The sequence below is a fragment of the Flavobacterium zhairuonense genome (genome assembly GCF_004352915.1).
Classification (GTDB): Bacteria; Bacteroidota; Bacteroidia; order Flavobacteriales; family Flavobacteriaceae; genus Flavobacterium; species Flavobacterium zhairuonense.
On sequence record NZ_SJSY01000075.1, the window covers coordinates 491,970 to 515,811 of the forward strand.

26 protein-coding genes are annotated in these 23,842 nt (G+C 33.7%); 12 read left to right on the forward strand and 14 right to left on the reverse strand.

Features of this window, described 5'->3' with window-relative positions; translation table 11 throughout:
- Positions 1-2: 2 nt before the first annotated feature.
- Together EYY60_RS18690 and ahcY are read right to left on the reverse strand one after the other, a co-directional pair.
- A complete protein-coding gene (locus tag EYY60_RS18690) occupies positions 3-2,321 on the reverse strand; it encodes a patatin-like phospholipase family protein (RefSeq protein WP_132990797.1) in 2,319 nt (772 codons plus the stop codon).
- Positions 2,322-2,561: 240 nt separating this feature from the next.
- Positions 2,562-3,878: an adenosylhomocysteinase gene (ahcY, locus tag EYY60_RS18695; protein WP_132990798.1), complete on the reverse strand. Its 1,317-nt coding sequence runs from the start codon at positions 3,876-3,878 to the stop codon at positions 2,562-2,564.
- A gap of 298 nt (positions 3,879-4,176) precedes the next feature.
- Here ahcY and EYY60_RS18700 point away from each other — a divergent pair, with 298 nt between their 5' ends.
- Positions 4,177-4,827 carry a 4'-phosphopantetheinyl transferase family protein gene (locus tag EYY60_RS18700; RefSeq protein WP_132990799.1) on the forward strand — a complete coding sequence of 217 codons (651 nt, stop codon included), beginning with the start codon at positions 4,177-4,179 and terminating at the stop codon, positions 4,825-4,827.
- A gap of 23 nt (positions 4,828-4,850) precedes the next feature.
- Here the strand turns inward: EYY60_RS18700 and EYY60_RS18705 are convergent, their stop codons facing one another.
- The 3 genes from EYY60_RS18705 to EYY60_RS18715 form a co-directional block, all read right to left on the reverse strand.
- Complete coding sequence (locus EYY60_RS18705; RefSeq protein WP_132990800.1) at positions 4,851-5,249, reverse strand: group III truncated hemoglobin; 399 nt, start codon at positions 5,247-5,249, stop codon at positions 4,851-4,853.
- Entirely contained in the window at positions 5,246-5,533 is a 288-nt protein-coding gene (locus tag EYY60_RS18710) for a hypothetical protein (RefSeq protein WP_132990801.1), read from the reverse strand. Before EYY60_RS18710 ends, EYY60_RS18705 begins: the two co-directional genes overlap by 4 nt.
- Positions 5,534-5,615: 82 nt before the next feature.
- Complete coding sequence (locus EYY60_RS18715) at positions 5,616-6,212, reverse strand: Crp/Fnr family transcriptional regulator (RefSeq protein ID WP_132990874.1); 597 nt, start codon at positions 6,210-6,212, stop codon at positions 5,616-5,618.
- Between the two features lie 94 nt (positions 6,213-6,306).
- Between EYY60_RS18715 and EYY60_RS18720 the strand changes: the two genes are divergently transcribed.
- The 5 genes from EYY60_RS18720 to EYY60_RS18740 all read left to right on the forward strand — a co-directional run bounded on the left by EYY60_RS18720 (position 6,307) and on the right by EYY60_RS18740 (position 12,578).
- Positions 6,307-7,035, forward strand: a complete 729-nt coding sequence (locus EYY60_RS18720) for a geranylgeranylglyceryl/heptaprenylglyceryl phosphate synthase (RefSeq protein WP_132990802.1) — start codon at positions 6,307-6,309, stop codon at positions 7,033-7,035.
- Between the two features lie 26 nt (positions 7,036-7,061).
- Positions 7,062-7,685 (forward strand): nicotinamide riboside transporter PnuC, encoded by a 624-nt coding sequence (gene pnuC / locus EYY60_RS18725; protein ID WP_132990803.1) that lies wholly within the window; start codon positions 7,062-7,064, stop codon positions 7,683-7,685.
- Positions 7,646-9,760: a DUF4301 family protein gene (locus EYY60_RS18730; protein WP_132990804.1), complete on the forward strand. Its 2,115-nt coding sequence runs from the start codon at positions 7,646-7,648 to the stop codon at positions 9,758-9,760. The genes pnuC and EYY60_RS18730 overlap by 40 nt, the downstream gene beginning before the upstream one ends.
- Complete coding sequence (gene arfB / locus EYY60_RS18735) at positions 9,760-10,161, forward strand: alternative ribosome rescue aminoacyl-tRNA hydrolase ArfB (protein WP_132990805.1); 402 nt, start codon at positions 9,760-9,762, stop codon at positions 10,159-10,161. Before EYY60_RS18730 ends, arfB begins: the two co-directional genes overlap by 1 nt.
- A gap of 266 nt (positions 10,162-10,427) precedes the next feature.
- Positions 10,428-12,578, forward strand: a complete 2,151-nt coding sequence (locus EYY60_RS18740) for a TonB-dependent receptor (RefSeq protein WP_132990806.1) — start codon at positions 10,428-10,430, stop codon at positions 12,576-12,578.
- Positions 12,579-12,622: 44 nt separating this feature from the next.
- On the opposite strand, the gene EYY60_RS18745 is transcribed toward EYY60_RS18740, so the two are convergent.
- Complete coding sequence (locus tag EYY60_RS18745; RefSeq protein WP_132990807.1) at positions 12,623-13,036, reverse strand: Rieske (2Fe-2S) protein; 414 nt, start codon at positions 13,034-13,036, stop codon at positions 12,623-12,625.
- 155 nt (positions 13,037-13,191) lie between these two features.
- Between EYY60_RS18745 and greA the strand changes: the two genes are divergently transcribed.
- Complete coding sequence (gene greA, locus EYY60_RS18750) at positions 13,192-13,668, forward strand: transcription elongation factor GreA (RefSeq protein WP_132990808.1); 477 nt, start codon at positions 13,192-13,194, stop codon at positions 13,666-13,668.
- 73 nt (positions 13,669-13,741) lie between these two features.
- Positions 13,742-14,131 (forward strand): HIT family protein, encoded by a 390-nt coding sequence (locus EYY60_RS18755; RefSeq protein WP_132990809.1) that lies wholly within the window; start codon positions 13,742-13,744, stop codon positions 14,129-14,131.
- 71 nt (positions 14,132-14,202) lie between these two features.
- Here EYY60_RS18755 and EYY60_RS18760 read toward each other — a convergent pair whose 3' ends face one another.
- Complete coding sequence (locus tag EYY60_RS18760; RefSeq protein ID WP_132990810.1) at positions 14,203-15,354, reverse strand: sensor histidine kinase; 1,152 nt, start codon at positions 15,352-15,354, stop codon at positions 14,203-14,205.
- 159 nt (positions 15,355-15,513) lie between these two features.
- Here EYY60_RS18760 and EYY60_RS18765 point away from each other — a divergent pair, with 159 nt between their 5' ends.
- The 4 genes from EYY60_RS18765 to EYY60_RS18780 all read left to right on the forward strand — a co-directional run bounded on the left by EYY60_RS18765 (position 15,514) and on the right by EYY60_RS18780 (position 18,530).
- Positions 15,514-16,389, forward strand: coding sequence for a flavin reductase family protein (locus EYY60_RS18765; RefSeq protein ID WP_132990811.1), 876 nt, complete (start codon positions 15,514-15,516; stop codon positions 16,387-16,389).
- Between the two features lie 36 nt (positions 16,390-16,425).
- Positions 16,426-16,797, forward strand: a complete 372-nt coding sequence (locus tag EYY60_RS18770) for a DUF3127 domain-containing protein (protein WP_132990812.1) — start codon at positions 16,426-16,428, stop codon at positions 16,795-16,797.
- Positions 16,798-17,088: 291 nt separating this feature from the next.
- Complete coding sequence (aat, locus tag EYY60_RS18775) at positions 17,089-17,733, forward strand: leucyl/phenylalanyl-tRNA--protein transferase (protein WP_132990813.1); 645 nt, start codon at positions 17,089-17,091, stop codon at positions 17,731-17,733.
- Positions 17,734-17,735: 2 nt separating this feature from the next.
- Positions 17,736-18,530 carry an MOSC domain-containing protein gene (locus EYY60_RS18780; RefSeq protein WP_132990814.1) on the forward strand — a complete coding sequence of 265 codons (795 nt, stop codon included), beginning with the start codon at positions 17,736-17,738 and terminating at the stop codon, positions 18,528-18,530.
- On the opposite strand, the gene EYY60_RS18785 is transcribed toward EYY60_RS18780, so the two are convergent.
- The 7 genes from EYY60_RS18785 to EYY60_RS18815 form a co-directional block, all read right to left on the reverse strand.
- Positions 18,527-19,237, reverse strand: coding sequence for a HesA/MoeB/ThiF family protein (locus tag EYY60_RS18785; protein WP_132990815.1), 711 nt, complete (start codon positions 19,235-19,237; stop codon positions 18,527-18,529). The genes EYY60_RS18780 and EYY60_RS18785 overlap by 4 nt on opposite strands.
- 68 nt (positions 19,238-19,305) lie before the next feature.
- Positions 19,306-20,433 carry a 2-iminoacetate synthase ThiH gene (gene thiH, locus EYY60_RS18790; RefSeq protein ID WP_132990816.1) on the reverse strand — a complete coding sequence of 376 codons (1,128 nt, stop codon included), beginning with the start codon at positions 20,431-20,433 and terminating at the stop codon, positions 19,306-19,308.
- Between the two features lie 88 nt (positions 20,434-20,521).
- Positions 20,522-20,899, reverse strand: coding sequence for a GxxExxY protein (locus tag EYY60_RS18795; protein ID WP_132990817.1), 378 nt, complete (start codon positions 20,897-20,899; stop codon positions 20,522-20,524).
- Positions 20,900-21,044: 145 nt separating this feature from the next.
- Complete coding sequence (locus tag EYY60_RS18800; RefSeq protein WP_132990818.1) at positions 21,045-21,821, reverse strand: thiazole synthase; 777 nt, start codon at positions 21,819-21,821, stop codon at positions 21,045-21,047.
- Entirely contained in the window at positions 21,802-22,440 is a 639-nt protein-coding gene (locus tag EYY60_RS18805; protein ID WP_132990819.1) for a thiamine phosphate synthase, read from the reverse strand. Before EYY60_RS18805 ends, EYY60_RS18800 begins: the two co-directional genes overlap by 20 nt.
- Positions 22,433-23,185, reverse strand: a complete 753-nt coding sequence (locus EYY60_RS18810) for a hydroxymethylpyrimidine/phosphomethylpyrimidine kinase (protein WP_132990820.1) — start codon at positions 23,183-23,185, stop codon at positions 22,433-22,435. The genes EYY60_RS18805 and EYY60_RS18810 overlap by 8 nt, the downstream gene beginning before the upstream one ends.
- Positions 23,143-23,754: a thiamine phosphate synthase gene (locus EYY60_RS18815; RefSeq protein ID WP_132990821.1), complete on the reverse strand. Its 612-nt coding sequence runs from the start codon at positions 23,752-23,754 to the stop codon at positions 23,143-23,145. Before EYY60_RS18815 ends, EYY60_RS18810 begins: the two co-directional genes overlap by 43 nt.
- Positions 23,755-23,842 lie beyond the last annotated feature (88 nt).

Genomic DNA, 23,842 nt, shown 5'->3' on the forward strand with positions numbered 1-23,842 from the left:
TCCTATGGATTGAGTGATAACCCTACGCTGAAAAATAATCTTACTTTGTCGATATTATTTATCCATGAAGTATCAAAATGGATGGGCCCCAAAATAGATTGGTAGGAAATGGCAGCTCCACCAGAAAGTACAAGACTGGTTTCGATATTTTCATCCCAATTTCCTTTCGGATTAAAAGCATGCTTTATATAATCGTCAAAAGTATCGAAACCTACACTTGCTAAATTAAAATGAGGTGTCAGATAAATTTTTCCGGTTATGTTTATTTGAGAGCCGAGTTTAAGGCCAATGTATTGCGTAACATTGAGTTCGTCTTCATGCAAACCTGCAAAAGAAAAACGATTACTGCCGGAACTTGGAATAATACCGCCTAGGAAATATTTTGAGGCATAACCAAAATCGGAGTATGAGATTTGATCGTCTTTAAGTTTGTCTTGAAAAGTAAAATTAGATTCGAATCCGAATATACCAGTAAGTTTCTTTTTGAAAAGCGTTCTTTTTTCGAAACTGAAACCAAATTTTGTATTGCCATTTGTATTGCCTGAAACTGTACTGAGAGCTGGATCATCAAAAGATGTTTCGACATCATTTAGTAACGAACGGGTAACGTTTGCTTTCATAATGGTTCCTTCGGTGGCAAAGAAAACTTTATCCATGTCATTATATGAATAATGTATGTTTAAATCAATATTATCGAAGGTATAGTTGGTGACGTTCAATGATTCAGGATTGTATTCTCTGGTATATTTTGGCCTTAAATGCGTGTGATGATAATCTAACCCAAAACCAAAATAGCTTTGAAGAGAATTAATATTTCGATTTATTTCATTCTTGAATTCAAAAGCATTGTAAAGTATATTGTCTGAGGCTTTTCCGTTGATGTAAATTTCTTGTCTTAAAAAAGCTCCGTATGCTTCAGATCCCCACCACCATTCTCGAAGTCTTCCAAAATTTTTCTGATAATTAATTCTCGCTTTTGGCTGTTCGGCAATATCTACCGTTACGAGAAGACGCGAGGCAACGGCAAGAACATTTCTGCCTGTATAATTAAAAATGATTCCGACGCCTCTGTAAGTGTCATAATGCACAGAGGTATTTAACTGATTTTTGGCGCGTTCGAATCCAAATAAATTAATTCCTAATTTGTCTCCGTCTTTAACAAAATAGCTGTATGTAATTTCGTCAAAGAGATTAGTTCCCATGGCTCTGTTGATTCCTGCAATTAAATCTTTGGTAGTGTATTTTACATGTGTTTTGAGGTTTGCTCTTCCAACCACCAAAGGCATGTTCTCAGGACTTATTTTTTTATAAACGATGGTGTCTAGCACAAATTCTTTTGGCATGTCAGGCAATGCGTGAGTCCGCTGAGGGAATGCTTTCAGTTTTTCTGATAAAGCAATCAAAGCTGGAAGATTTTGATTCGTTGCAATTTTACCGTCTTTGTAGATTTCATCACTGTCAGCAAAATCGGCAGTAGAGAAACGCAAGTTTGGCAAATGATCAACTAGTATTGTACAAAGATCCCGATTTGCAGGATTCTTAATATTGCTCGGAAACATACTGGTTTGCATTAAAACCGTCACAAGACTATTGAGTTTTTCTATCGGTTCCATTCCGCCTCCCACGTCACTTCCTATGATAATATCGGCGCCCATTTGTTTAGCAATATCGGTGGGAAAATTATTTAATACTCCACCGTCTACTAAAACTGTTTTTTCGTAAGGCATCGGTTTAAAAACGGCAGGTAGTGACATACTGGCCCGCATGGCATAGCCTAAGCTCCCTTTGCTTAGTATAACTTCTTTGCCTTCAACCAAGTCAGTAGCCATGGCTCTAAAAGGTATTGGAAGACTGTCAAAATCTCTAACATTATACACAGGAAAAGTCAATTCAGAAAGGTATTCTCTTAAATTTTGGTCATTTAATAAAGAACCAATGCTATTGAGTTTTCCGTCTTTAATGCCAATTCCGACTAAATATCTTTGAAACTCTCTTTTTTCTTCTACGCTCGCAGATCGAAGCGATTGGCCTCCGCCAAGAATTTTGTCCCACGAAATAGTTTTGGTTATTTTTTCGATGCTATCGCCAGAATACCCCATAGCATACAAGCCGCCTATAATACTTCCCATACTGTTTCCTACAATAAGATCGGGAACAATGTGTAGCGAATCTAGTTTTTGCAAAAGCGGAATATGGGCAATTCCTTTTGCTCCACCACCGCTTAATACTAAAACGACTTTAGGTTTTTTTTCCTGAGAAAAAATAATGTGCGGCAAACACAGTAAAAACAAGAAGACGAATAAATAAGATGTTTTTTTCAAGATTACAATGTTTATGTAGTTGAGAAATAGTAACTTATTTTAATTCTTAAAATTAAGCAGTTATTTTTTAAAACCATATTTTTTTGAAAGAAATCTTTTCGTTGGTTAAAAAAAGGACAAAAAATAATTTGAAAAATCTGCTAAAAACAAAACCCGACAGGTTTTTAAAACCTGTCGGGTTTGAAATCTATTTCTAAAAATCAGAAATCTAATCCCGATAGCTATCGGGACTAAAATAGATTAATATCTGTAGTATTCTGGTTTGAATGGACCTTTTACTTCAACACCAATGTAAGCAGCTTGATCTTCTCTTAAAACTTCAAGTTCAACTCCTAATTTAGCTAAGTGCAAAGCTGCAACTTTTTCATCTAAATGTTTTGGCAACATGTAAACGTCATTGTTGTAAGCAGCACTGTTGTTCCATAATTCGATTTGTGCCAAAGTTTGGTTTGTAAATGAGTTACTCATTACGAAACTTGGGTGACCTGTAGCACAACCAAGGTTTACTAAACGACCTTCAGCCAAGATGATGATATCTTTTCCGTTGATGTTGTATTTGTCAACCTGAGGTTTGATTTCGATTTTAGAAGCACCGTGGTTTTTGTTTAACCAAGCCATGTCGATTTCATTATCGAAGTGACCAATGTTACAAACAACAGTTTTATCTTTCATTTGCTCGAAGTGCTCTCCAAGAACGATATCTTTGTTTCCTGTAGTTGTAATGATGATATCAGCATTAGCAATTACAGTGTTTAATTTTTTAACTTCATAACCGTCCATTGCAGCTTGTAAAGCACAAATTGGATCGATTTCAGTAACTGTTACGATAGAACCAGCACCTCTGAAAGAAGCAGCAGTTCCTTTTCCAACATCACCGTATCCACAAACAACAACTCTTTTTCCAGCCAACATTAAGTCAGTTGCACGACGTACAGCATCTACAGCAGATTCTTTACATCCGTATTTGTTGTCAAATTTAGATTTAGTAACAGAGTCGTTAATGTTGATTGCAGGCATTGGTAAAGTTCCAGCTTTTACTCTTTCATAAAGTCTGTGAACACCAGTTGTAGTTTCTTCAGAAAGACCTTTAATTCCAGGAACTAATTCTGGGTAACGATCGATAACCATGTTAGTTAAATCTCCACCATCATCAAGAATCATGTTCAATGGTTTTCTGTCTTCACCAAAGAATAAAGTTTGCTCAATACACCAGTCAAATGATTGCTCATCAAGACCTTTCCAAGCGTAAACTGAAATTCCAGCAGCAGCAATAGCAGCGGCAGCCTGATCCTGAGTAGAGAAAATGTTACAAGAAGACCAAGTAACCTCTGCACCAAGAGCAATTAAAGTCTCGATTAAAACTGCAGTTTGAATCGTCATGTGTAAACATCCAGCAATACGAGCACCTTTTAATGGTTGTTCGTCTTTGTATTCAGCACGAAGCGCCATTAAACCTGGCATTTCAGCTTCAGCTAGTTCAATTTCTTTTCTTCCCCAAGCAGCCAGAGAAATGTCTTTTACTTTGTAAGCCACATAAGGCGTAGTTGATGTACTCATTTATATTATATTTGTATAATTGTAAAATTTTTGCAAATTTAAGGAATAGCTTTTTATTTTTACTACTTTATGTAAGATTTGTGAAATCTTTAAAATCTTAATCTTTAGAACATTAGTTTGCGAATCGTTTTTAAACCATATAAGTGATATAAGTTCATTTAAAAAGACTCATAACTATTACCTTTGCTAAGAATTGCTTATATTTACTTAATACATTTTTAAGCCCAAAGTTATATTTTCTTAAATGACTTATCATGGTTTAAAAAATTAACCATTTACCATTTACAATTAAAAAGTAATGCCTTTATTTCAGACCATACAGTTTAACGAAACGACAAAAATCTTAATTTGGGAAATAACAGAATCGTTTGATGAACTGTATAGTCGTGTTACCCTTAAAGAAAAAACTCAAAAAAGATTAGAGGGAATGAAATCGCAAATGCATCAGCGTGCTTTTTTGAGTGTTCGAATGCTGATTCAGGAAATGGGTTTTACCGATAAAGATTTGCATTACGACGAATTCGGGAAACCGTATTTTGATTGCCATAATTATATCTCAATTACGCATTCCTATCACTTTGCAGCAATAATCATAAGTCATGAAACGGTAGGAATTGACATGGAATTGCAACGCGAAAAAATTCAGCGAATTGCAGATAAATTTACCGATTTTGAATGCGAATATTTAAATCCATCATCTACGGAAGAATACATAAAAAAACTTACCGTGATTTGGGGAGCCAAAGAAGCAATCTTTAAAATCAGAAATGAAAAAGGTATCAGTTTTAAAGATCATATCAACGTAAATGATTTTTCTTTAGAAGAAAGCAAAACCGTTGCAAGTTTACATTTTGATAATTTGACAAAGGATTTTAATGTGCATTACCAGGAAGTTCAATCAGATAATTTTGGGGGTAAATTTACGTTGGTTTATGCTTTTGAGAAGTAGCTTTTAGTTAACCGTCTTCAGTTTTAAACTTCACTTTCCTTGCGTCTGTGCTGAAACATACTCATATACAAAAAAGTGCTCATTTTTCTCGCACGTCTTTTTAGCGTATCAGCATTTTCGCCTTCAAAATATTCATCAATGGTTTGAAACCAATGATTCAGCCAAATGCCAAATTCGTTTGCTGTGATTTTTTCGCCAAAATGAGCATCAACTTCATTATGAACCTCATGTGGATTTCCTTTATACTTGCGAATCGCAAATAAATTTGTTTCCCAAAAATCAGTCAGTTTTTCGAGGTGCGCATCCCAATCAGAAATCATTTCGTTAAAATAAAAGCCGATTTCCTTGTCGGCTCTTATTTTAGCATAGAATTGATGTACTAAGAAAGAAACATCAGCTCTGTTTTCTATTTGTTTTTTCATAGAATAAAACTATTTAAAAGTATAAAGAATACGCTTAATATTCCACTTAAAAGAATAAAGTTAAAAACTGTTTTATGCTTCATTTGTGCTAATATTGAGGTGTTTGCAAAGACACAAGCTAAAACAATAATGCCTAACTGAATCATTTGAAGAATTGAAGTTCCGTTAGCCAAAACATACATTGCCGCAGCGCCTCCCAAACAGCTTTGTCCAATTACAGCCATTGCAGCTGAACCCATGTAATTTCTATTAAAAATGTCGAATGTTGATTGATATAGTGTCATGATATTGCGTTTTTTATACCAACAAAGGTACAGGCACAATACAATTGCATTTTATGATTAAAATCATAAAACAAGAACTTTTTTATCGATATACTTTTCGGTTTATAATTTTTAATTCGCCTTTTTTCTCCAAGTTTTTTATTGCTCTGATAACCGTTTCAACACGTAAACCGGTTAAATCGCCAATTTGCTGTCGGGTAAAATTAATAAGATAACCATTTTTATCTTTCTGAAAATTGAAATAAGCAATTCCGTGATCGATTAATTTCAAAACACGGTGTTCAGGTTCTTGTGTCGAAATCTCAGCAGCCATAACTGATTTGTAATACAAACGCTGCGCCAAGTTTTCGATTATTTTAATGCTTATTTTTGGATTCTCTTCCAGCAATTTCATAAAGTTTGATTTTGGAAGAAGAAGAATTTCGCTGTCATCAACGGCAATGGCATTTGCAGGATATTTTTGATTTAAAAATAAAGGCGGTTCGCCGAAGGATTGGTCTTTATAAAATATTCCCTGAATAAATTCGCGTCCGTCATCATTGTAGTTGCTCATTTTTATTTCTCCAGAAAGGATCTGATAATAATTTGCGGGAAAAATTCCTTCTTCAAAAATAGTTTCATTTTTGTCGAAAGATTTTTTCAAAGCGCCATATTTTTCTAATAATTCGGGAGCAATCATATCGTTAATTACTTTGGTTTTCAAAAACAGCAATACAAATATAATTTATTCAAAATAGTTCTTCACATTAAAAACTTTTACTTTTACGGCCATTATGAGGCATAAAATACTTAATATCCATCAACAAATTTTAGAAGCTAAAAAAAGTGGTCAAAAATTGCTGGCCATTCTTTTGGATCCTGATAAAATTGTTTGGGAAAATTTAGATCATTTATTAGATAAGATGAATCAGTCGCCCGCTACACATATTTTTGTGGGCGGAAGCATTGTTCAGGCAACAATTTTAGAAGATTTAATCGCACAGTTAAAACTAAAAACAAACCTTCCGGTAATTATATTTCCAGGAGATCCGTCGCAGATTTCTCCTCAAGCAGATGCTATTTTATTTCTGTCCTTATTATCGGGTAGAAATCCAGATTATTTAATTGAATATCAGGTTCAAGCTGCGCCAATTCTAAAAAAAACAAATCTAGAAGTTATTTCTACAGGATATATTTTGATTGAAAGTGGCAATGAAACTGCCGTTGCGCGCGTTAGCAAAACGAAACCGCTGAATCGTGAAAACTTTGATTTGGTTTTGGCAACTGCTCAAGCGGGAGAAATGTTAGGGAATAAATTAATGTATTTAGAAGCCGGAAGTGGCGCTAAAAATGCAGTGCCACTGAAAATGATTGAGTTAATTGCTCAAAATATAGAAATTCCTATAATTGTTGGAGGAGGAATTGTAGATTTGCACGGAATTCAAAATGCATACAAAGCTGGCGCCGATTTAGTAGTTATTGGAACTGCTTTTGAAAACAACAGTCATTTTTTTGAATCCTAAATCAAACCAAAAAACAGCTTGACCCAATGATGGATTTTTTTCTAGACAGTTACAAAAATGCGCCGTTATGGCATATTGTTCTTGAATTTTTAGTTTTTGTCTGTGGCATTTTAAGTGTTTGGTTTGCAAAAAAAGAAAACATTTGGGTTTATCCAACGGGATTAATCGCAACAGTAATTTCAGTGTATTTGCTATACATTGCGGGCTACATTGGTGACATGATTATCAATGGATATTTTTCAATAATGAGTATTTATGGATGGTACGTATGGGCGCGAGGAGGAACGGTTGAGGATAATTTACCAATTACTCGTACAAATTTTAATGAAAAATTAATCGGAATCTTACTGTTTATTGTAACCGTTTTTGTAGTTTTCGGAATTTATAAATATTTTGATTATGAAATCAAAAAAGACAATTATGTCGATATGATTTCGTCAGGAATATTTTTTGCGGGAATGTGGTATATGGCCAGGAAAAAAATCGAAAACTGGACACTTTGGATTATTGGTGATGTAATTGTTGTGCCTCTTTATGCTTATCGTGGCTTAGGGATGCTGTCACTTCAATATTTAATTTTTACAATTTTGGCTATTTCAGCTTATTTAGAATGGAGAAAAATCTTAGACAGCAAAAAACAACTATCATAAAAATTGCTTTGTTTGGTCCTGAAAGTACTGGAAAAACAACCTTAGCAAAACAGCTTGCAGAATACTACGAAACCGAATGGGTTCCAGAGTTTGCTCGTGATTATTTACAAGAAAAATGGGAAGAAAACCAGCATATTTGCGTGGCTGATGATATGATGCCTATTGCATACGGACAAACAGCATTAGAGAATGAAAAACTTTCTAAGGCAAATACTTATTTGTTCTGCGATACTAATTTGATGGTGACCAAAGTTTTCTCTGAGATGTATTATGGTTTTTGTGATCCGCTTTTAAATGAGGCAGCGCTGGAACACGAATATGATTTGTTTTTCTTAACTGATATTGATGTCCCTTGGGAAAAAGATGACATTAGAGATACGCCAGATGGAAGAGAAACTGTATTTTCTGTTTTCAAACAGACTTTAATAGATACTAAAAAACCTTTCATAATTCTTTCAGGAGATAAAGAAAGCCGTTTGGCAAAAGCAACCGCAATCATTGATGCGCTTGCTATGGCCAAAGAACGTGGTTTTTCATCAGAAGATTTTGTTCAGCTATATGAGCGAGGGATACCTTTTGAGAATGTCCTTAAACAATTGAAAATTTTCAAAAAAGGAATAACAAAAACCAACTTGGTCAGTGCAGCAACAATTGATGATGGAATTTTAGCTTTTTCAGAAACGGAGTTCGAAGAAAAAGCGGCTTTTTTTGATTCGCAAGTAAAGAATCTGAAAATTAAAAAGTTTGTTCCGGCTTCTGGTGCAGCGACGAGAATGTTTAAGTTTTTAAGGGCTTTTTTGAATGAATTTGACATCGAAAAAGAAACAATAAACGCTTACATAAATAGAAAGAAAGATAAAGAATTGCCAATTTTTATTGTCGCAATGGACAAGTTTCCATTTTTTAAAGCGGTCGATAAAAAGCTTAGATCAATTTATCCTGATTTTGATGCTTTGGAGCGTGATTATAAAAATTACTATTTCATAAAAACATTGCTTTCGCAGGATTATTTTGCTTTCGCAGATAAGCCAAAAGCGGTTTTGCCTTTCCATAAATACAAAGATCACATTGCAAATCCGATTGAAGAACATTTGAACGAATGTGCTCATTATGCTTCTTCAAATAAGGTTTCAAATCTTCATTTTACGGTAACCGAAGCGCATCAGCAATTATTTGAGAAAGAGATTGAAATACTAAAAGAGAAAGTCGAAAAGGATTCTGGAATTCAAATTAATATTGGATATTCCTATCAAAATGCAAGTACAGATTCTATTGCTGTTGACACAAAAAATAAACTGGTAAGAGATAAAAATGATGCCTTGATTTTTAGACCAGGCGGACATGGCGCTCTGATTCAGAATCTGAATGTACTTGATGCAGATGTTATTTTTATTAAAAATATCGACAATGTAATTCAAAATCATATTGATAAAATTACGTTGTATAAAAAAGCACTTGCAGGAGTATTGATTGAAGCACAGCAAAAAGTTTTTGGCTATTTAAATGCTATTGATGAGCAAAAAGTCAAAGAAACTGAATTGGAAGTGATCGTTCGTTTTTTGTCTGAAAATCTAAATGTAGAAATCTCTAGTGATTTTAAAATGTTCACTTTTGAGAATAAAATCAACAAAGTCAAAGAACTTTTAGATCGTCCAATTAGAGTTTGCGGAATGGTGAAAAATGAAGGAGAGCCTGGTGGAGGACCTTTTTGGGTAATGAGCGACAAAGGAATAAAATCACTTCAAATTGTTGAGACATCGCAAATTGATTTATCAGATAAAAAGCAGGCTAAAATTTTGGCAGAATCGACACATTTTAATCCAGTAGATTTAGTTTGTGGAATTAAAAATTATAAAGGCCAGAAATTTGATTTGCAAAACTTTGTAGATCAAAAAACAGGCTTTATTGTTGAAAAAAGTGTTGACGGGAAAACAGTTAAAAATTACGAATTGCCAGGATTATGGAATGGTTCAATGGCGCATTGGTTGACTATTTTTGTTGCTGTTCCATTAATTACTTTTAATCCGGTGAAAACGGTAAACGATTTGTTGAAAGCACCGCATCAGCCACAATAATGGAAACTGAAAAAATCATATCGGAATTAAGCTTCAAAGCTGTTAAAAGCAGTGGCGCGGGAGGACAAAACGTGAACAAAGTTTCATCAAAAGTGGTTTTGTCTTTTGATTTAAATGCTTCACAAGGCTTGTCTGAAGAAGAAAAATTGCTTTTACAAACTAATATTGCAGCACGTTTAACTTCTGAAAATATTCTGATTTTAAATTGCGACGAAGATCGAAGCCAGCTTAAAAACAAAGAAATCGTCACAAAACGATTTTTGGAAATAATCAAAAAAGGATTATTTGTTCCGAAAGTTAGAAAAGCAACTAAGGTTCCAAAATCTGTAATTAAAAAAAGAATTAAGGATAAGAAGAATATTTCTGATCTTAAACAATCTAGAAGAAAACCTGATTTTTAGTATTAAGATGCTAGAATTAAGTATTAAGACATCAAAAACTAAAAATCTTAATACTTAATACATTTTTCTTAATACTTTTCTATATTTGCACTGTCTCAAAGGGGTGCTCTAAATAACGAGCTGAGATCATACCCAAAGAACCTGAGCGAGTAATGTTGCTAAGGGAAAAAACGACACTATCGAGCGTGCACACTTTATTTTGTCGTGAAACAATTTATTAATTTAACAAAAGAATAATTCCCCCTTTTATTCGTAATTTTTTACGAATGAAAACACTTTTTAAAGTTACAAAGTTACAAAGTTGCAAAGTTGCAAAGCTGAGTAACAAATCTATTTTCTTTACTCTATTCTCTATTTTCTTTACTCTAATTTCTTTCGCACAGGAGCAAGATTCTACAAAAGTCAATAAGCTTGACGATGTATTGGTTTCAGCGGTTCGTGTGACTTCAAAAACTCCGGTTACGTTTAGTAATATGGATAAAAAAGAAATCAAATTCAGAAATTTGGGACAAGATATTCCTACTTTAATGAATTATCTTCCTTCAGTAGTTACAACTTCTGATGCTGGGAACGGAATTGGTTACAGTGGCATCAGAGTCCGCGGAAGCGATGCAACTCGTGTGAATGTTACCATCAACGGAATTCCGTACAACGATGCAGAAAGCCAAGGAACTTTCTGGGTTAATATGCCAGATTTTGCTTCTTCTGTAGAAAGTCTTCAATTACAGCGCGGAGTAGGAACTTCTACAAATGGTTCTGGAGCTTTCGGTGCAAGTTTGAATATGCTGACAGATAATTACGCTTCTAAGGCAACAGGCGAAATCTCAAGCTCGTTCGGAAGTTTTAATTCCCAGAAAAATACCGTGAAATTCAGCACAGGATTATTGAATGATCATTTTGAATTAGCTGGACGTTTGTCCAGAATTAAATCTGATGGTTATATTGACAGAGCTAGTTCTGATTTGAAATCGTATTTCCTTCAAGGAACTTATGTTGGAAAAACAACTTTAATTAAAGCTTTGGTTTTTGGCGGAACTGAAAAAACGTACCAATCTTGGAACGGAATCGATGCTGAAACTATGAACGAAAATCGTACTTTCAACTCAGCAGGAATGTATACAGATGAATCAGGAAATGTTCGTTTTTACGACAATGAAACCGATAATTATCAGCAAGACCATTATCAATTGCACTGGAGTGAATCTTGGTCTGATAAATGGAGTTCTAATTTGGCTTTCCATTATACAAAAGGAAAAGGTTACTACGAAAATTATAAAGAAGATGCCGATATGGCCGACTATAATTTAGATCCAGTTGGTACTGTAACAACGACAGATTTAGTACGTCAAAAATGGTTGGATAATGATTTCTACGGAACAACTTTTTCTGTAAAATATAAAGATGAAAAACTGGATGTTATTTTTGGCGGAGGCTGGAATAAATATGAAGGTGATCATTTCGGAAAAGTGATCTGGGCGAGATATGCTTCCAATTCAGAATTGGGAGATCATTATTACGATGATTTTTCGACAAAAACAGACGGAAATATTTTCGCAAAAGCCAATTATCAGTTTACAGAAAAATTGAGTTTTTATGGCGATTTGCAATATAGAAATGTTAAGTACAAAGCGAATTCTTATGAAACCGGAGTTGTTGATGATAACTTCAATTTCTTTAATCCAAAAGCAGGATTGAATTATGCTTTTAATGATAAAAACACTTTGTATTTTTCGTATGCACGTGCGAACCGCGAACCAAACAGAACGGATTACGAAGGCGGAAATGTAAAACCTGAAAAATTGAATGATTTTGAATTAGGATGGAGATTTAATTCAGAGAATTTCCAATTGAATTCGAATGTTTATTACATGGCATACAAAGATCAGCTGATTTTAACTGGAACACTTGATGACGTTGGTGCGCCAATTCGTTCTAATACAGATAAAAGTTATCGTCTAGGTTTTGAATTTGACGCTACGATCAAGCTTTCAGAACAATTTATCATTCGTCCAAACTTCACTTTAAGCAGTAATAAAAATGTTGATTTGGCTGTTGAAGGACAAAATTACGGAACAACTAAAATTGCGTATTCTCCAGAAGTCATTGCTGGAAATATAATTGTTTACAGCCCAATTCAGAATTTGCATATTTCGTTATTGCAAAAATATGTTGGAGAACAATACATGAACAATATCGAATTGCCGTCAGCAAAACTGGCGGATTATTTTGTAAACGATTTGAATGTGTCTTATGAAATCAAACCAAAATCAGTTTTCAAATCAATTATGATAACAGGAATGGTAAATAATATTTTAGATAAAAAATATGTTTCAAACGGATACATGTGGGATATATATCCTTACTATTATCCACAGGCAGGAATCAATTTCTTAGCCGGATTGACTTTGAAATTCTAAAAAACAAAAAAGCCTGAAAATCTTAACTTTCAGGCTTTTTTGTTTTAGTTATATACGTGGATTACGGTTCCCGAAACTTCGACGCGATATGATTTTAACGGATATTCTTTTGAGCCAAGTCCAGTAAATAAGCTATATTGAACTTTGTCGCAAGAACAAACAGCATATATTCCATCAATTGTCATTGCTGCGCATGAATTGATTTCTTGATTTGGGCAGGCGGCATCAAAAGCATTATAACCGCTTCCAGCATTAAAAATGATAATTCCTTTAGCTCCATAATTCGGAATGATAACGCCATTACTTGGATACTTTAGATTAGAATACAAAGGCAAATTCATATCTACAGTCAAATTAACAGAGTAGTTTGGAATGTAAGGGTTTTTACTGTTTCGTTCACCTTCGCTACAAGCAGAAAGTACACAAACAAAGACGATTAAGAGCCAGATTTTTTTCATTATTTGAATTTGGATTAGTGAAACAAAAATAAATTATTTAGTTTTCATTTTTATATGATTAACATATAATTATGTACTATTAAAAATAATAGTATATTTGTATTACAAAATCCCGTCCCGATGGGATTTTTTGTATTTATATAAACGATGAAGTTATGAGTAAAGTATCTTATTATACCGCAGATGGGTTAAAAAAATTAAAAGATGAGTTGGAGCATTTAAAGAGTGTAATGCGCCCAAAAGCATCTCAAGATATAGCAGACGCAAGAGACAAAGGCGATTTATCTGAAAATGCCGAGTACGATGCTGCAAAAGAAGCGCAGGGTTTATTAGAAATGAGAATTGCGAAACTGGAAGAAGTTTATGCAAATGCTAGATTAATTGACGAATCTCAATTGGATGTTTCTAAAGTTTTGGTTCTTTCGAATGTGAAAATCAAAAACCAAAGCAACGGAATGGAAATGAAATATACACTTGTTGCTGAAAGCGAAGCTGACCTAAAAACTGGAAAAATCTCAGTAACGTCTCCTATTGGAAAAGGCTTGCTTGGAAAATCGGTTGGAGAAGTAGCTGAAATCACAGTTCCAAATGGTGTTTTGAAATTCGAAATCTTAGAAATTTCAAGAGACTAAATATTTTAGTTTAATCGTTTAACTGTTTAATCGGTTAAACGAATAAACAGTTAAACGATTAACCGAAAAAAAAATGGCATCAATATTCACAAAAATAGTAAACGGAGAAATTCCTGCATATAAAATCGCTGAAGATGAAAATTTCTTGGCTTTTTTAGATGTAAATCCAAATGCAAAAGGACACACGCTTTGTATTCCAAAACAAGAAATCGATAAGATTTTTGATATGGATGATGAACTGTATTTAGGCTTAATGAAGTTTTCTAAAAAAGTAGCAATTGCTTTAGAAAAAACAGTTCCGTGCAAAAGAGTAGGCGTTGCCGTTGTTGGATTGGAAGTTCCTCACACGCATGTGCATTTGATTCCGTTGAATCATATGGACGAAATGCGTTTCATAGATAAAGTTTCACTTTCAAAAGAAGAGTTTGAAGCTTTGGCAAAAGATATTCAGTCAAATTTGTAAATATTTTAAGAGTGTCAGACTGAGCGAAGTCGAAGCCATCATAAAGAATATAAAAAATGCAGTAAATAATTTTACTGCATTTTTTTATTTAGAGAAATCTGAAAAGTAGTCCCTTTACCAATTTCAGAATGTAAAACCTTGATTTTGCCGTTATGATATTCTTCTACAATTCTTTTGGTTAAAGAAAGTCCCAATCCCCATCCACGTTTTTTGGTTGTAAAACCAGTTTCAAAAATGGTTTTGAATTGTTTTTTGGGGATTCCAGTTCCAGAATCTTTTACATTTATTTTTACTTGATGAGAATCTTGTTCGATTTGCAGTTCTAAAATTCCTTTTCCTTTCATGGCATCAATCGCATTTTTTACCAAATTTTCAATTGTCCAGCTATAAAGCGTCGGATTTATTTCAACCAAAATAGGTTCATTTGGAGTATCATAAGAAAAAGAAACTTGTTTTGAAAAACGAGATTGCAGATATTTAAACGCATTTAAAGTTTCTGAAACAATATCATGAATTTCTAAAACTGGAATAGAACCAATTTTCGAAAAACGATCTGTAATAGTTTGCAAGCGATTAATATCTTTTTCAATTTCTGAAGTGATAGACGAATCAATATTTTCTGTTTTTAAAATTTCAATCCAACCAATTAATGATGACAAAGGCGTACCAATTTGGTGTGCGGTTTCTTTTGCCATTCCGGCCCACAACTTGTTTTGTGTAGCCATCTTGGTGCTTTTGTAGAAATTATAAATTAATGCAACACATAAAAATACAATTAAGAGCAGTGCAATTGGATAATATTTTAATTTATTGAGTAATGCCGAATTTCCATAATAAAGAATTTGGTGTTTTCCTGGAGCATACTCAAAAGTTATGGGTTCGTTTTCACTTCTTAAATTGGTTAAAAAATGTTTTAATTTTTTTGGGTCATTTAAAATTTCGTCGGGAACATTTTTAGAACTTACTACGTTATCATACAGCATCAATACAACAGGAATTGAGGTGTTGTTGCTGAAAATCTGAAGAGGCAATTCGACATCTGTATTTTCGTCGGCATTTACAATTGTAATCTGCGCATTGGCGAAAAGCTTCATTTTCAGACGCTCTTCATTTTTGAAAATTTGGAAGAAAGTATAAGTATTCCAAAGAATCAAAGTAATGATTAAAAAGGAAATAAGAATTATAACCCAGCGAGTTGTATTTCTGCGTTCAGAAAAATGCATAAATTAATTTTTGAGGTATAAATATAACGAAATATAGTCATTTTATATTTTGCAATTCCCGAAAGATTTTTGTTTTTATGTCCTAAACTATTTCTTCGAATTAAACCATTTCTATATTTTTGCAGTTACCAAAATGAGGTTTGGTTAAAAAGAAAAACTATGATTAGCATCGATCCAAAAGAGATACCAACGGCAAAATTGCATGGTTATCTGCAAAGTTCAGTAGGACCGCGTCCAATTGCGTTTGCGAGTACAATTAGTGCAAAAGGAATTCCTAATTTATCTCCTTTCAGTTTCTTTAATGTATTTAGTGCTAATCCGCCAATTTTGGTTTTTTCACCTGCAAGACGTGTTCGTGACAATACTGTGAAACACACTTTGATCAATGTTGAAGCCACGAAAGAAGTTGTAATAAATGTAGTTAATTTCGACATCGTACAACAGACTTCGTTGGCAAGCACAGAATATGCAGAAGGTGTAAACGAATTTATAAAAGCGGGCTTGACACAAATTCCGTCGGATATTGTAAAACCATATCGAGTAAAAGAGTCTCCGGTTCAGTTTGAATGCAAGGTTACGCAGATTATTCCGTTAGGAACAGAAGGAGGAGCTGGAAATCTGGTTTTGTGCGAAGTAGTGAAAATGCATATTCACGAATCCATTTTAGATGAAAACGGAGCGATTGATCAACACAAAATTGATTTGGTTTCAAGATTGGGTGCAAATTGGTATTCGAGATCGAATGAAGGACTTTTTGAAGTGCCAAAACCGCTTACAACTTTAGGAGTTGGAGTAGATGCAATTCCGAATTTTGTGAAGGAAAGCCCTGTGTTTAATGGGAATGACCTTGGAAAATTAGGAAATATTGAAGCCTTGCCTACAACGGAAGAAGTTAGTATATTTGTGAAAGAAAATTTTTCTGTAAAAGGAGTTTTAAGCTCAGATGATCAGGAAAAAATTCACTTAGAAGCCAAAAAATATCTCAATATTGATGATGTTGCTTCAGCTTGGAAAGTGCTTTTAGCTAAAAAATAAAAAAAGAATAGAAACAATAATTAATTATAGACGAAGATGGAAGTTATAGGAAAAGTAAAAGTGGTAAATCCTGAGCAACAAGTTAGTGCTTCATTCAAAAAAAGAGAATTAGTAGTAACTACAGATGAGCAGTATCCGCAGCACATTTTAATCGAATTTACACAAGATAAATGCGATTTATTAAGCAACTATAAACTAGGTGAAGCAGTAAAAGTTTCTATCAATTTAAGAGGAAGAGAATGGGTTAACCCACAAGGAGAAACTAGATATTTCAATAGTATTCAAGGTTGGAGAATCGAAAGATTAGCGCCAGAAGGTCCTGCACAAGGAGCGCCAATGCCAGCTGCAGAAACTTTTGCACCAGCAACAAGCATTAACGAAGACGAACCAGACGATTTACCATTCTAAGAATTTAGAAATTCTGAAATAAAAATTCCAAATTCCAATTCATTAACGTGAATTTGGGATTTGGAATTTTGTTTTTGAGTTTGTTTTGTCACTTACATGATGAGGCTTTACACATTGTTCGTCATTTCGACTGAAAGGAGACCCGAGCGATAGCGAACTGGCGAAGCAAATCGCACAAGTAATTCCGTAAAGTAAATCGACAATCTTTGGCGATTTTCGCGTGTGATTTCTCCTCCGTCGAAATGACAAGATTGCGGAATTTTGGAATTTAATTTTATTGGAATTTAAAATATGTATTATTTATTCGAAGATTTATTTTTTCCTCCTGTTTCAGAAGCCGATGAAGAAGGAATCTTGGCCGTTGGTGGCGACTTAAATCCGGACCGATTGAAGTTAGCTTATAAAAGCGGTATTTTTCCTTGGTTTAATGAAGGAGAACCGATTCTTTGGTGGGCGCCAGATCCGAGAATGGTTTTGTTTTTTGATGAATTGGTGATATCCAAAAGCATGCGAAAGATCCTGAATCAGAAAATGTTTAAGGTGACTTACAACAAAAATTTCAGAGAAGTAATTTCAAATTGCCAACAAATAAAACGTGAAGGCCAAAACGGAACTTGGATTTCGGATGAAATGATTGATGCTTATTGCAAACTGAATGAAGAAGGATTTGCAAAATCTGTTGAGGTTTGGCAGGATGAAGTATTGGTTGGAGGTTTGTATGGAATTGATCTAGGAAATGAAAAAATTTTTTGTGGAGAAAGTATGTTTTCTAAAGTTTCAAATGCTTCAAAAACAGCGTTTATTGCTTTAGCCCTATATTTGAAAAAAGAAAATTACAAATTATTGGATTGTCAGGTTTACAATCCGCATTTGGAGAGTTTGGGTTGCCGCGAAATTGATCGTGAAGAGTTTATGTTCCTTTTAAAAAGCAAGTAAAAATGAGTATAGTTTATCGTGTAACAGAAATTTATATTTACCCAATTAAAAGTTTGGCAGGAATCAGTCTTACTTCTTCAAAAGCAGAAGAAATGGGATTTGAAAATGACAGAAGATGGATGCTTATTGATGCAGAAAATCAAATGCTGACTCAGAGAGAACATCGCATTATGAGTCAGTTTTATCCGCAGATTTTAGATGGAAAAATTGGCATTGCTTTTCAGGATCAAAAACATGAATTTTCTGTTGATGATTCTTGGGGAAACATAATTGAAGTTAATGTTTGGGATGATAAAAGTGAAGTTGTTGAGGTAAACCAAGAAACTTCAAAATGGTTTAGTCAGCACTTAGGTTTTGAGTGTAAATTAGTCAAAATATTAAGAAACGGGGCACGTAAACACGAAAGTTCCAGATTAAAAGAAACCTTCAATGTAAGTTTGGCCGACGGTTATCCGTATCTTTTAATTGGCTCAAAAAGCCTGGATTTTCTGAACGATAAATTGGATGAAAAAATCACAATAAAAAGGTTTCGTCCCAACATTGTAGTAAGTAGTATAAATCCTCATGAAGAAGATGATTTTGCAACTTTTACAATTGGAGAAGTTCAGTTTAAAAACATAAAACCTTGCGGAAGATGCGTTATGGTTAACAATGATCCGGAAAACGGACGTTTAAAAAAAGAACCTCTAAAAACACTGAGCAAATACAGAAATGTAGATAATTCTGTTTTATTCGGAACTAATATTGTAAGCCTGAATTCGGGAATCATCAGCGTAGGCGATGAGGTTGTTTTTTAGAAATTCAGCTTTGTAAAGTTCCAATTTAACGTATTTAAAATTATAATTTCGTTTCTTAAAGTAGGCAATTCCAAAATTAATTTGAGTGTTTCGTGCGCCATGATATTGCCGATAATTCCGGGTAAAGTTCCCAAAACACCATTCAAATTGCAGTTCGGAACATCTTTTGGATCAGGCATTTCAGGAAATAAATCGCGAAGGTTTTTGCTTCCATTGTGATTAAAAACTGCAATTTGACCTTCAAATTTCAAAATGCTTCCATAAACCAAAGGTTTCCCTAGTTTCACGCAAGTATCATTAACCAAATAACGAGTTGAAAAATTGTCTGAGCCATCAACAACAATATCATATTGTTCAATGATTTTTGAAGCATTTTCAGCAGTTAACTTTTCATTAATTGCAGCAGTTTCAATCAGCGGATTTAATTTTGAAACTACATCTTTTGCTACAATGGCTTTGTGTTGGCCAATTTCACTTTCAGTATATAAAATCTGTCGGTGTAGATTGTGAATTTCAATAGTATCAAAATCCATAATTCCGATAAAACCCACTCCGGCAGTAGCAATATATTGTAAAATTGGACAGCCCAAACCACCGGCTCCAATTACTAAAACGCGTGCTTTTTTTAGTTTTTCCTGACCTTCATCGCCAATTTCGGGAAGTATGGTTTGTCTGTTGTAACGAAGGAATTCTTGTATAATACTCATTTTTTTAATTTTAGATTGTTGATTTTAGATTTTAGATTGATGAATAGTAGTGCAAAAAAATCTGAAATCTAAACTCTAAAATCTGAAATAAAACTTTTATCCCAATCTTTCCAAACAGGTTCGTAGCCTGCCTTTTTTATGATTTTTGAAATTTCTTCGGCAGAACGTTCATCGCTGATTTCGAATTGTTCCAAAGATTGAGGATCAACGACATAACCGCCAGGATTTGTCTTAGAGCCAGCACTCATGCTCGTTACGCCAATAGGAATGATATTGTTTCTGAATTTTTCGTTTTCTCTTGTTGAAATGGAGATTTCTAAATCTTCGTTCCATAATCGGTAAGCACAAATTAATTGTGTTAGATCTTTATCATCCATTATAAAATTCGGTTCGATGATTCCTTCAGCAGGACGAAGACGCGGAAATGAAACTGAATATTTTGTCTGCCAATATTTTTTTTGCAGATAATCTAAATGAAGCGCATTAAAGAAGCTGTCGGTTCTCCAATCCTCCAAACCTAATAAAACACCCAAACCAATTTTATGGATTCCAGCAGTTCCAATTCGGTCTGGAGTTTCTAGTCGATAATCGAAATTTGATTTTTTTCCTTTTGTATGATACTTTTTGTAGACTTCCTGATGATAGGTTTCCTGATAAACTAAAACCGAATATACTCCAGCATCATGCAAACGTTCATAATCTTCAGTTGAAAGAGGCTGTACTTCAACGGAAATAATCGAAAATTCTTTTTTTATTAAGTTAATTGCATTCAGAAAATAATTGATGTTTACTGTGTAATTTGCTTCGCCTGTAACTAATAAAACGTGATCAAAACCAGTTTTTTTTAAGGCTTCGACTTCGAGTTTTATTTCAGCATCGGTCAAAGTTTTTCGCTTGATTTTATTGTCTAAACTGAAACCGCAATACGTACATATGTTTTGGCATTCGTTGCTCAGATAAAGTGGCGCATACATTTGAATGGTTTTTCCGAAACGTTTTTTGGTGATTTCATGACATTTTTGTGCCATTTGCTCCAGATAATTTTGGGCGATAGGAGAAATCAAAATCAAAAAGTCGTCGAGATTGTATTTGGTTTTAGCCAAAGTTCGCTCGACCTCTTTTGATGTGGTTTTGTATATTCTGGATTGAATTTCATTCCAGTTATATTGCTCGAATATAGATTTGAATGTTTTCATTTTTTATTTTGGTTTCACGCAGATTTTGCAGATTTAAGCAGATTAAAAAGGATTTATTTTAATTTCTTTGAATCTAATCTACTTGATTTTAAATTTTGTTGGCAATTCGTTTAATGTCATTTAGAATATTCAATGTGTTGAAATTAACTAGTAAGCCTAATTTTTTCTTTGTTAATCTTAAGTAAGTTGCTATTTGTTTGTAATGTATTGGAGCTAATTCTTCGACAGATTTTAGTTCAATTATCACTTTATCCTCAACTAATAAATCGATTCTAAAAGCAGGATCTAATATTATTTCTTCATAATTAATAATAATTTCAACCTGCTTTTTGACTCCTAAGCCTAGTTGTTCAAGCTCGTAAAACAATGCACTCTCATAAACAGATTCAAATAATCCCGGCCCCAAATTATTATATACTTTAAAAATTGCTCCACGTATTAAATATGATATTTCATTTTCAGTCATAATTCTTTAGTTTTAAGTTTAACTTAAAATTAAAGAATTTTCTTTCTTTTTAAGAGTCGTTTTTATAGAAAATTTCTAGAGATAAACAAAAAATTAATCTGTTTTAATCTGCTTAAATCTGTAAAATCTGCGTGAAATAAAAATTTTATTCAAAAAGAAAAGAAGTCAACGGGCTAGAAGCAGAAGCATAATTTTGTTGATTAGCAACTTTAGCCTCAAAAGCTTTTCTTCCAGCAGTAACGGCATCCTTAAAAGCCTCAGCCATTAATTTGGGGTTTCCAGCAACGGCAATTGCCGTGTTGACCAAAACAGCATCGGCACCAATTTCCATTGCTTTTGCAGCATCAGAAGGAGCGCCAATTCCTGCATCGACAATAACCGGGACATTGCTTTGTTCAATAATGATTTCGAGAAAATCAATTGTTTTCAAACCTTTATTACTGCCAATTGGCGAACCCAAAGGCATAACTGCTGAAGTTCCAGCGCTTTCTAAATGTTTGCACAAAACAGGATCAGCATGAATGTAAGGCAGAACAATGAAGCCTAATTTAGCTAGTTCTTCGGTAGCTTTTAAAGTTTCAATAGGATCTGGCATTAAATATTTCGGATCTGGATGAATTTCTAATTTTACCCAATTGGTTTCTAAAGCTTCACGAGCCAGTTGCGCGGCAAAAACAGCTTCTTTTGCATTTCGTGCTCCAGATGTATTTGGTAGTAAATTGATATTTGGATGTTTTAAATGCGATAAAATAGCATCTGTATCTGTTTCTAAATCAATGCGTTTTAATGCAACTGTAACCAATTCGCTTTCTGAAGCTAAAATTGCTTCTTCCATTTCTTCATTCGAACCAAATTTTCCTGTTCCGAGAAAGAGTCTGGATTTAAAGGCTCTATCTCCTATATTAAGCAATGATGTTTGCATATAATTTTTCATTTAATTGTTGAACTAATTTTTCTTTATCATCACTTTCGGTAATGATTCCAGAAACGGCAATTCCAAAAATTCCAGTTTCCATTAACGGACTTACATCGCGTAATGTGATGCCTCCAATGGCATAAACAGGAATTTCGATTTTATTTTTTTTTAGTTTCTGAAGGATTTCAAAATAGCCAGATAAACCTAAAATCGGACTTAGTTTTTCTTTTGTAGCTGTAAATCTGAAAGGGCCTAAACCAATATAATTGCAGCCGTTTTTAACATGATTTTGAATGTCTTCAAAAGTATTGGCAGTTCCGCCAATGATTTTTGTAGAACCTAAAATCGCTCGTGCTTCGTCAATTTTTGTATCGGTTAAACCAAGATGAACTCCATCTGCAGCAATTTGTTTGGCAAGATATAGATCATCATTGACAATAAAATTGGCGAGATATTCTTCGCATAAAAGTTTTACTGCTTCTGCTAAAGTATAGGTGTTTTTGGAAGTTTGGTTTTTGAAACGCATTTGCACCCATTTGCATCCGGCGTCAAGAGCCTGATGAATATTGCGTAATTGTTCGTCGATTGTTTCGCCTTGTGAAATGTATTGCAGTTTGTTATACATAATGATATCCGATTAAGGTTGATGTTGAGCTCAGGTATTTTTCTATGTAGGTTTTGGCATTTTTACAAGCCACTTCTAAAGGTTGATTTAGGGCTAAATTGGAAGCAATTGCAGAAGCAAGCACACAGCCGGAACCGTGTTTTTCAGAACAGTATTTTTCTGATGGAAATAAATCGATAATTTCATTTTTCAAGAACAATTGATCTTTTCCTATTGCATTTAAATTATGGCCGCCTTTTAGTAAAATTGCTGTTGAAATTTCGTTTTCAATCCAAAGATTTTCTTTTATAAAACCGGGAAGCAATTGTTCGATTTCGATATGATTTGGCGTAATCAAATCGATTTTTGATAGAATTTTGAGCAGATCAGAATGATCTTCAATATTTAAAAAATCAAATTCTGTAGTCGATTTTAAAACCGGATCCCAAACAATTTGAGTTGAAGGAGAAAGTAATTTTATAGTCGAAAGAATTCGGTTCAAATAATGTAAAGAAGGAACAATCCCAATTTTTACTGCGGTGATTTTATAGCTTAAAAATAGCGTTTCGATCGATCGGATAACAAAGCTTAAATTGATCCATTGAATTTCATAAAATTTATTTTCTGTCTGAATAGTATTAGCCGTTGCAATAGCAAAGCCAGAAACTTTATGCTGTTCAAATGTTTTGATATCAGCCAAAATTCCAGCGCCTCCAGACGGATCTAAACCTGCGATTGTAAGTACGAAAGGACGATTTTCTGACATAATTTAAATTCGGTTAATGGTTTTTTGTTGTTCCAAATAGCTCCTAAAAGGGCAATATCATCAAAGCCATTTTTTAATGTTGTTTGAATGTTGTTTGAATCAATTCCGCCTAAAGCGACAACTTTTGTTTTATGATTTGTTCTTGATTTTATTTCTTCAAAAAGATCAGTTTTTGGCAAATAATTTTCCTTTGAAATACTTTTGAAAACGGGACTTAGAAATGCATAATCAAAATCATTTTTTAATGAATTAAAATCTGTAATTGAATGTGTTGATGTTGATTTATACCTACAAGATTTTGGAAGCCCTGCAGGAAAATCCGAATCGATTTTCCTTTCTTTTTCAGAAAAATGAAATCGGTTAATTCCAAAATCTTCTGCTAAAGAATGATGACTATGCAAAACCAAATTAGAACGAAATTCCAATTTTATCTGATGAATAAACTGCGCCATTTCTAATTCTAAAAAATCAGGTTTTCTGATATGAAGCAATGACAATCCTTCCTCCAATAAAAAATGAAGGATGTCAATTTCATCTTCAGCATAAAAAGGATTCGTAATCACAATCATTTGAAAAAAGTATTAAGTATTAGGATGAAAGTATTAAGAGTTTGCAGATTTTCAATCTTAATACTTAATACTACCATCTTAATACTTT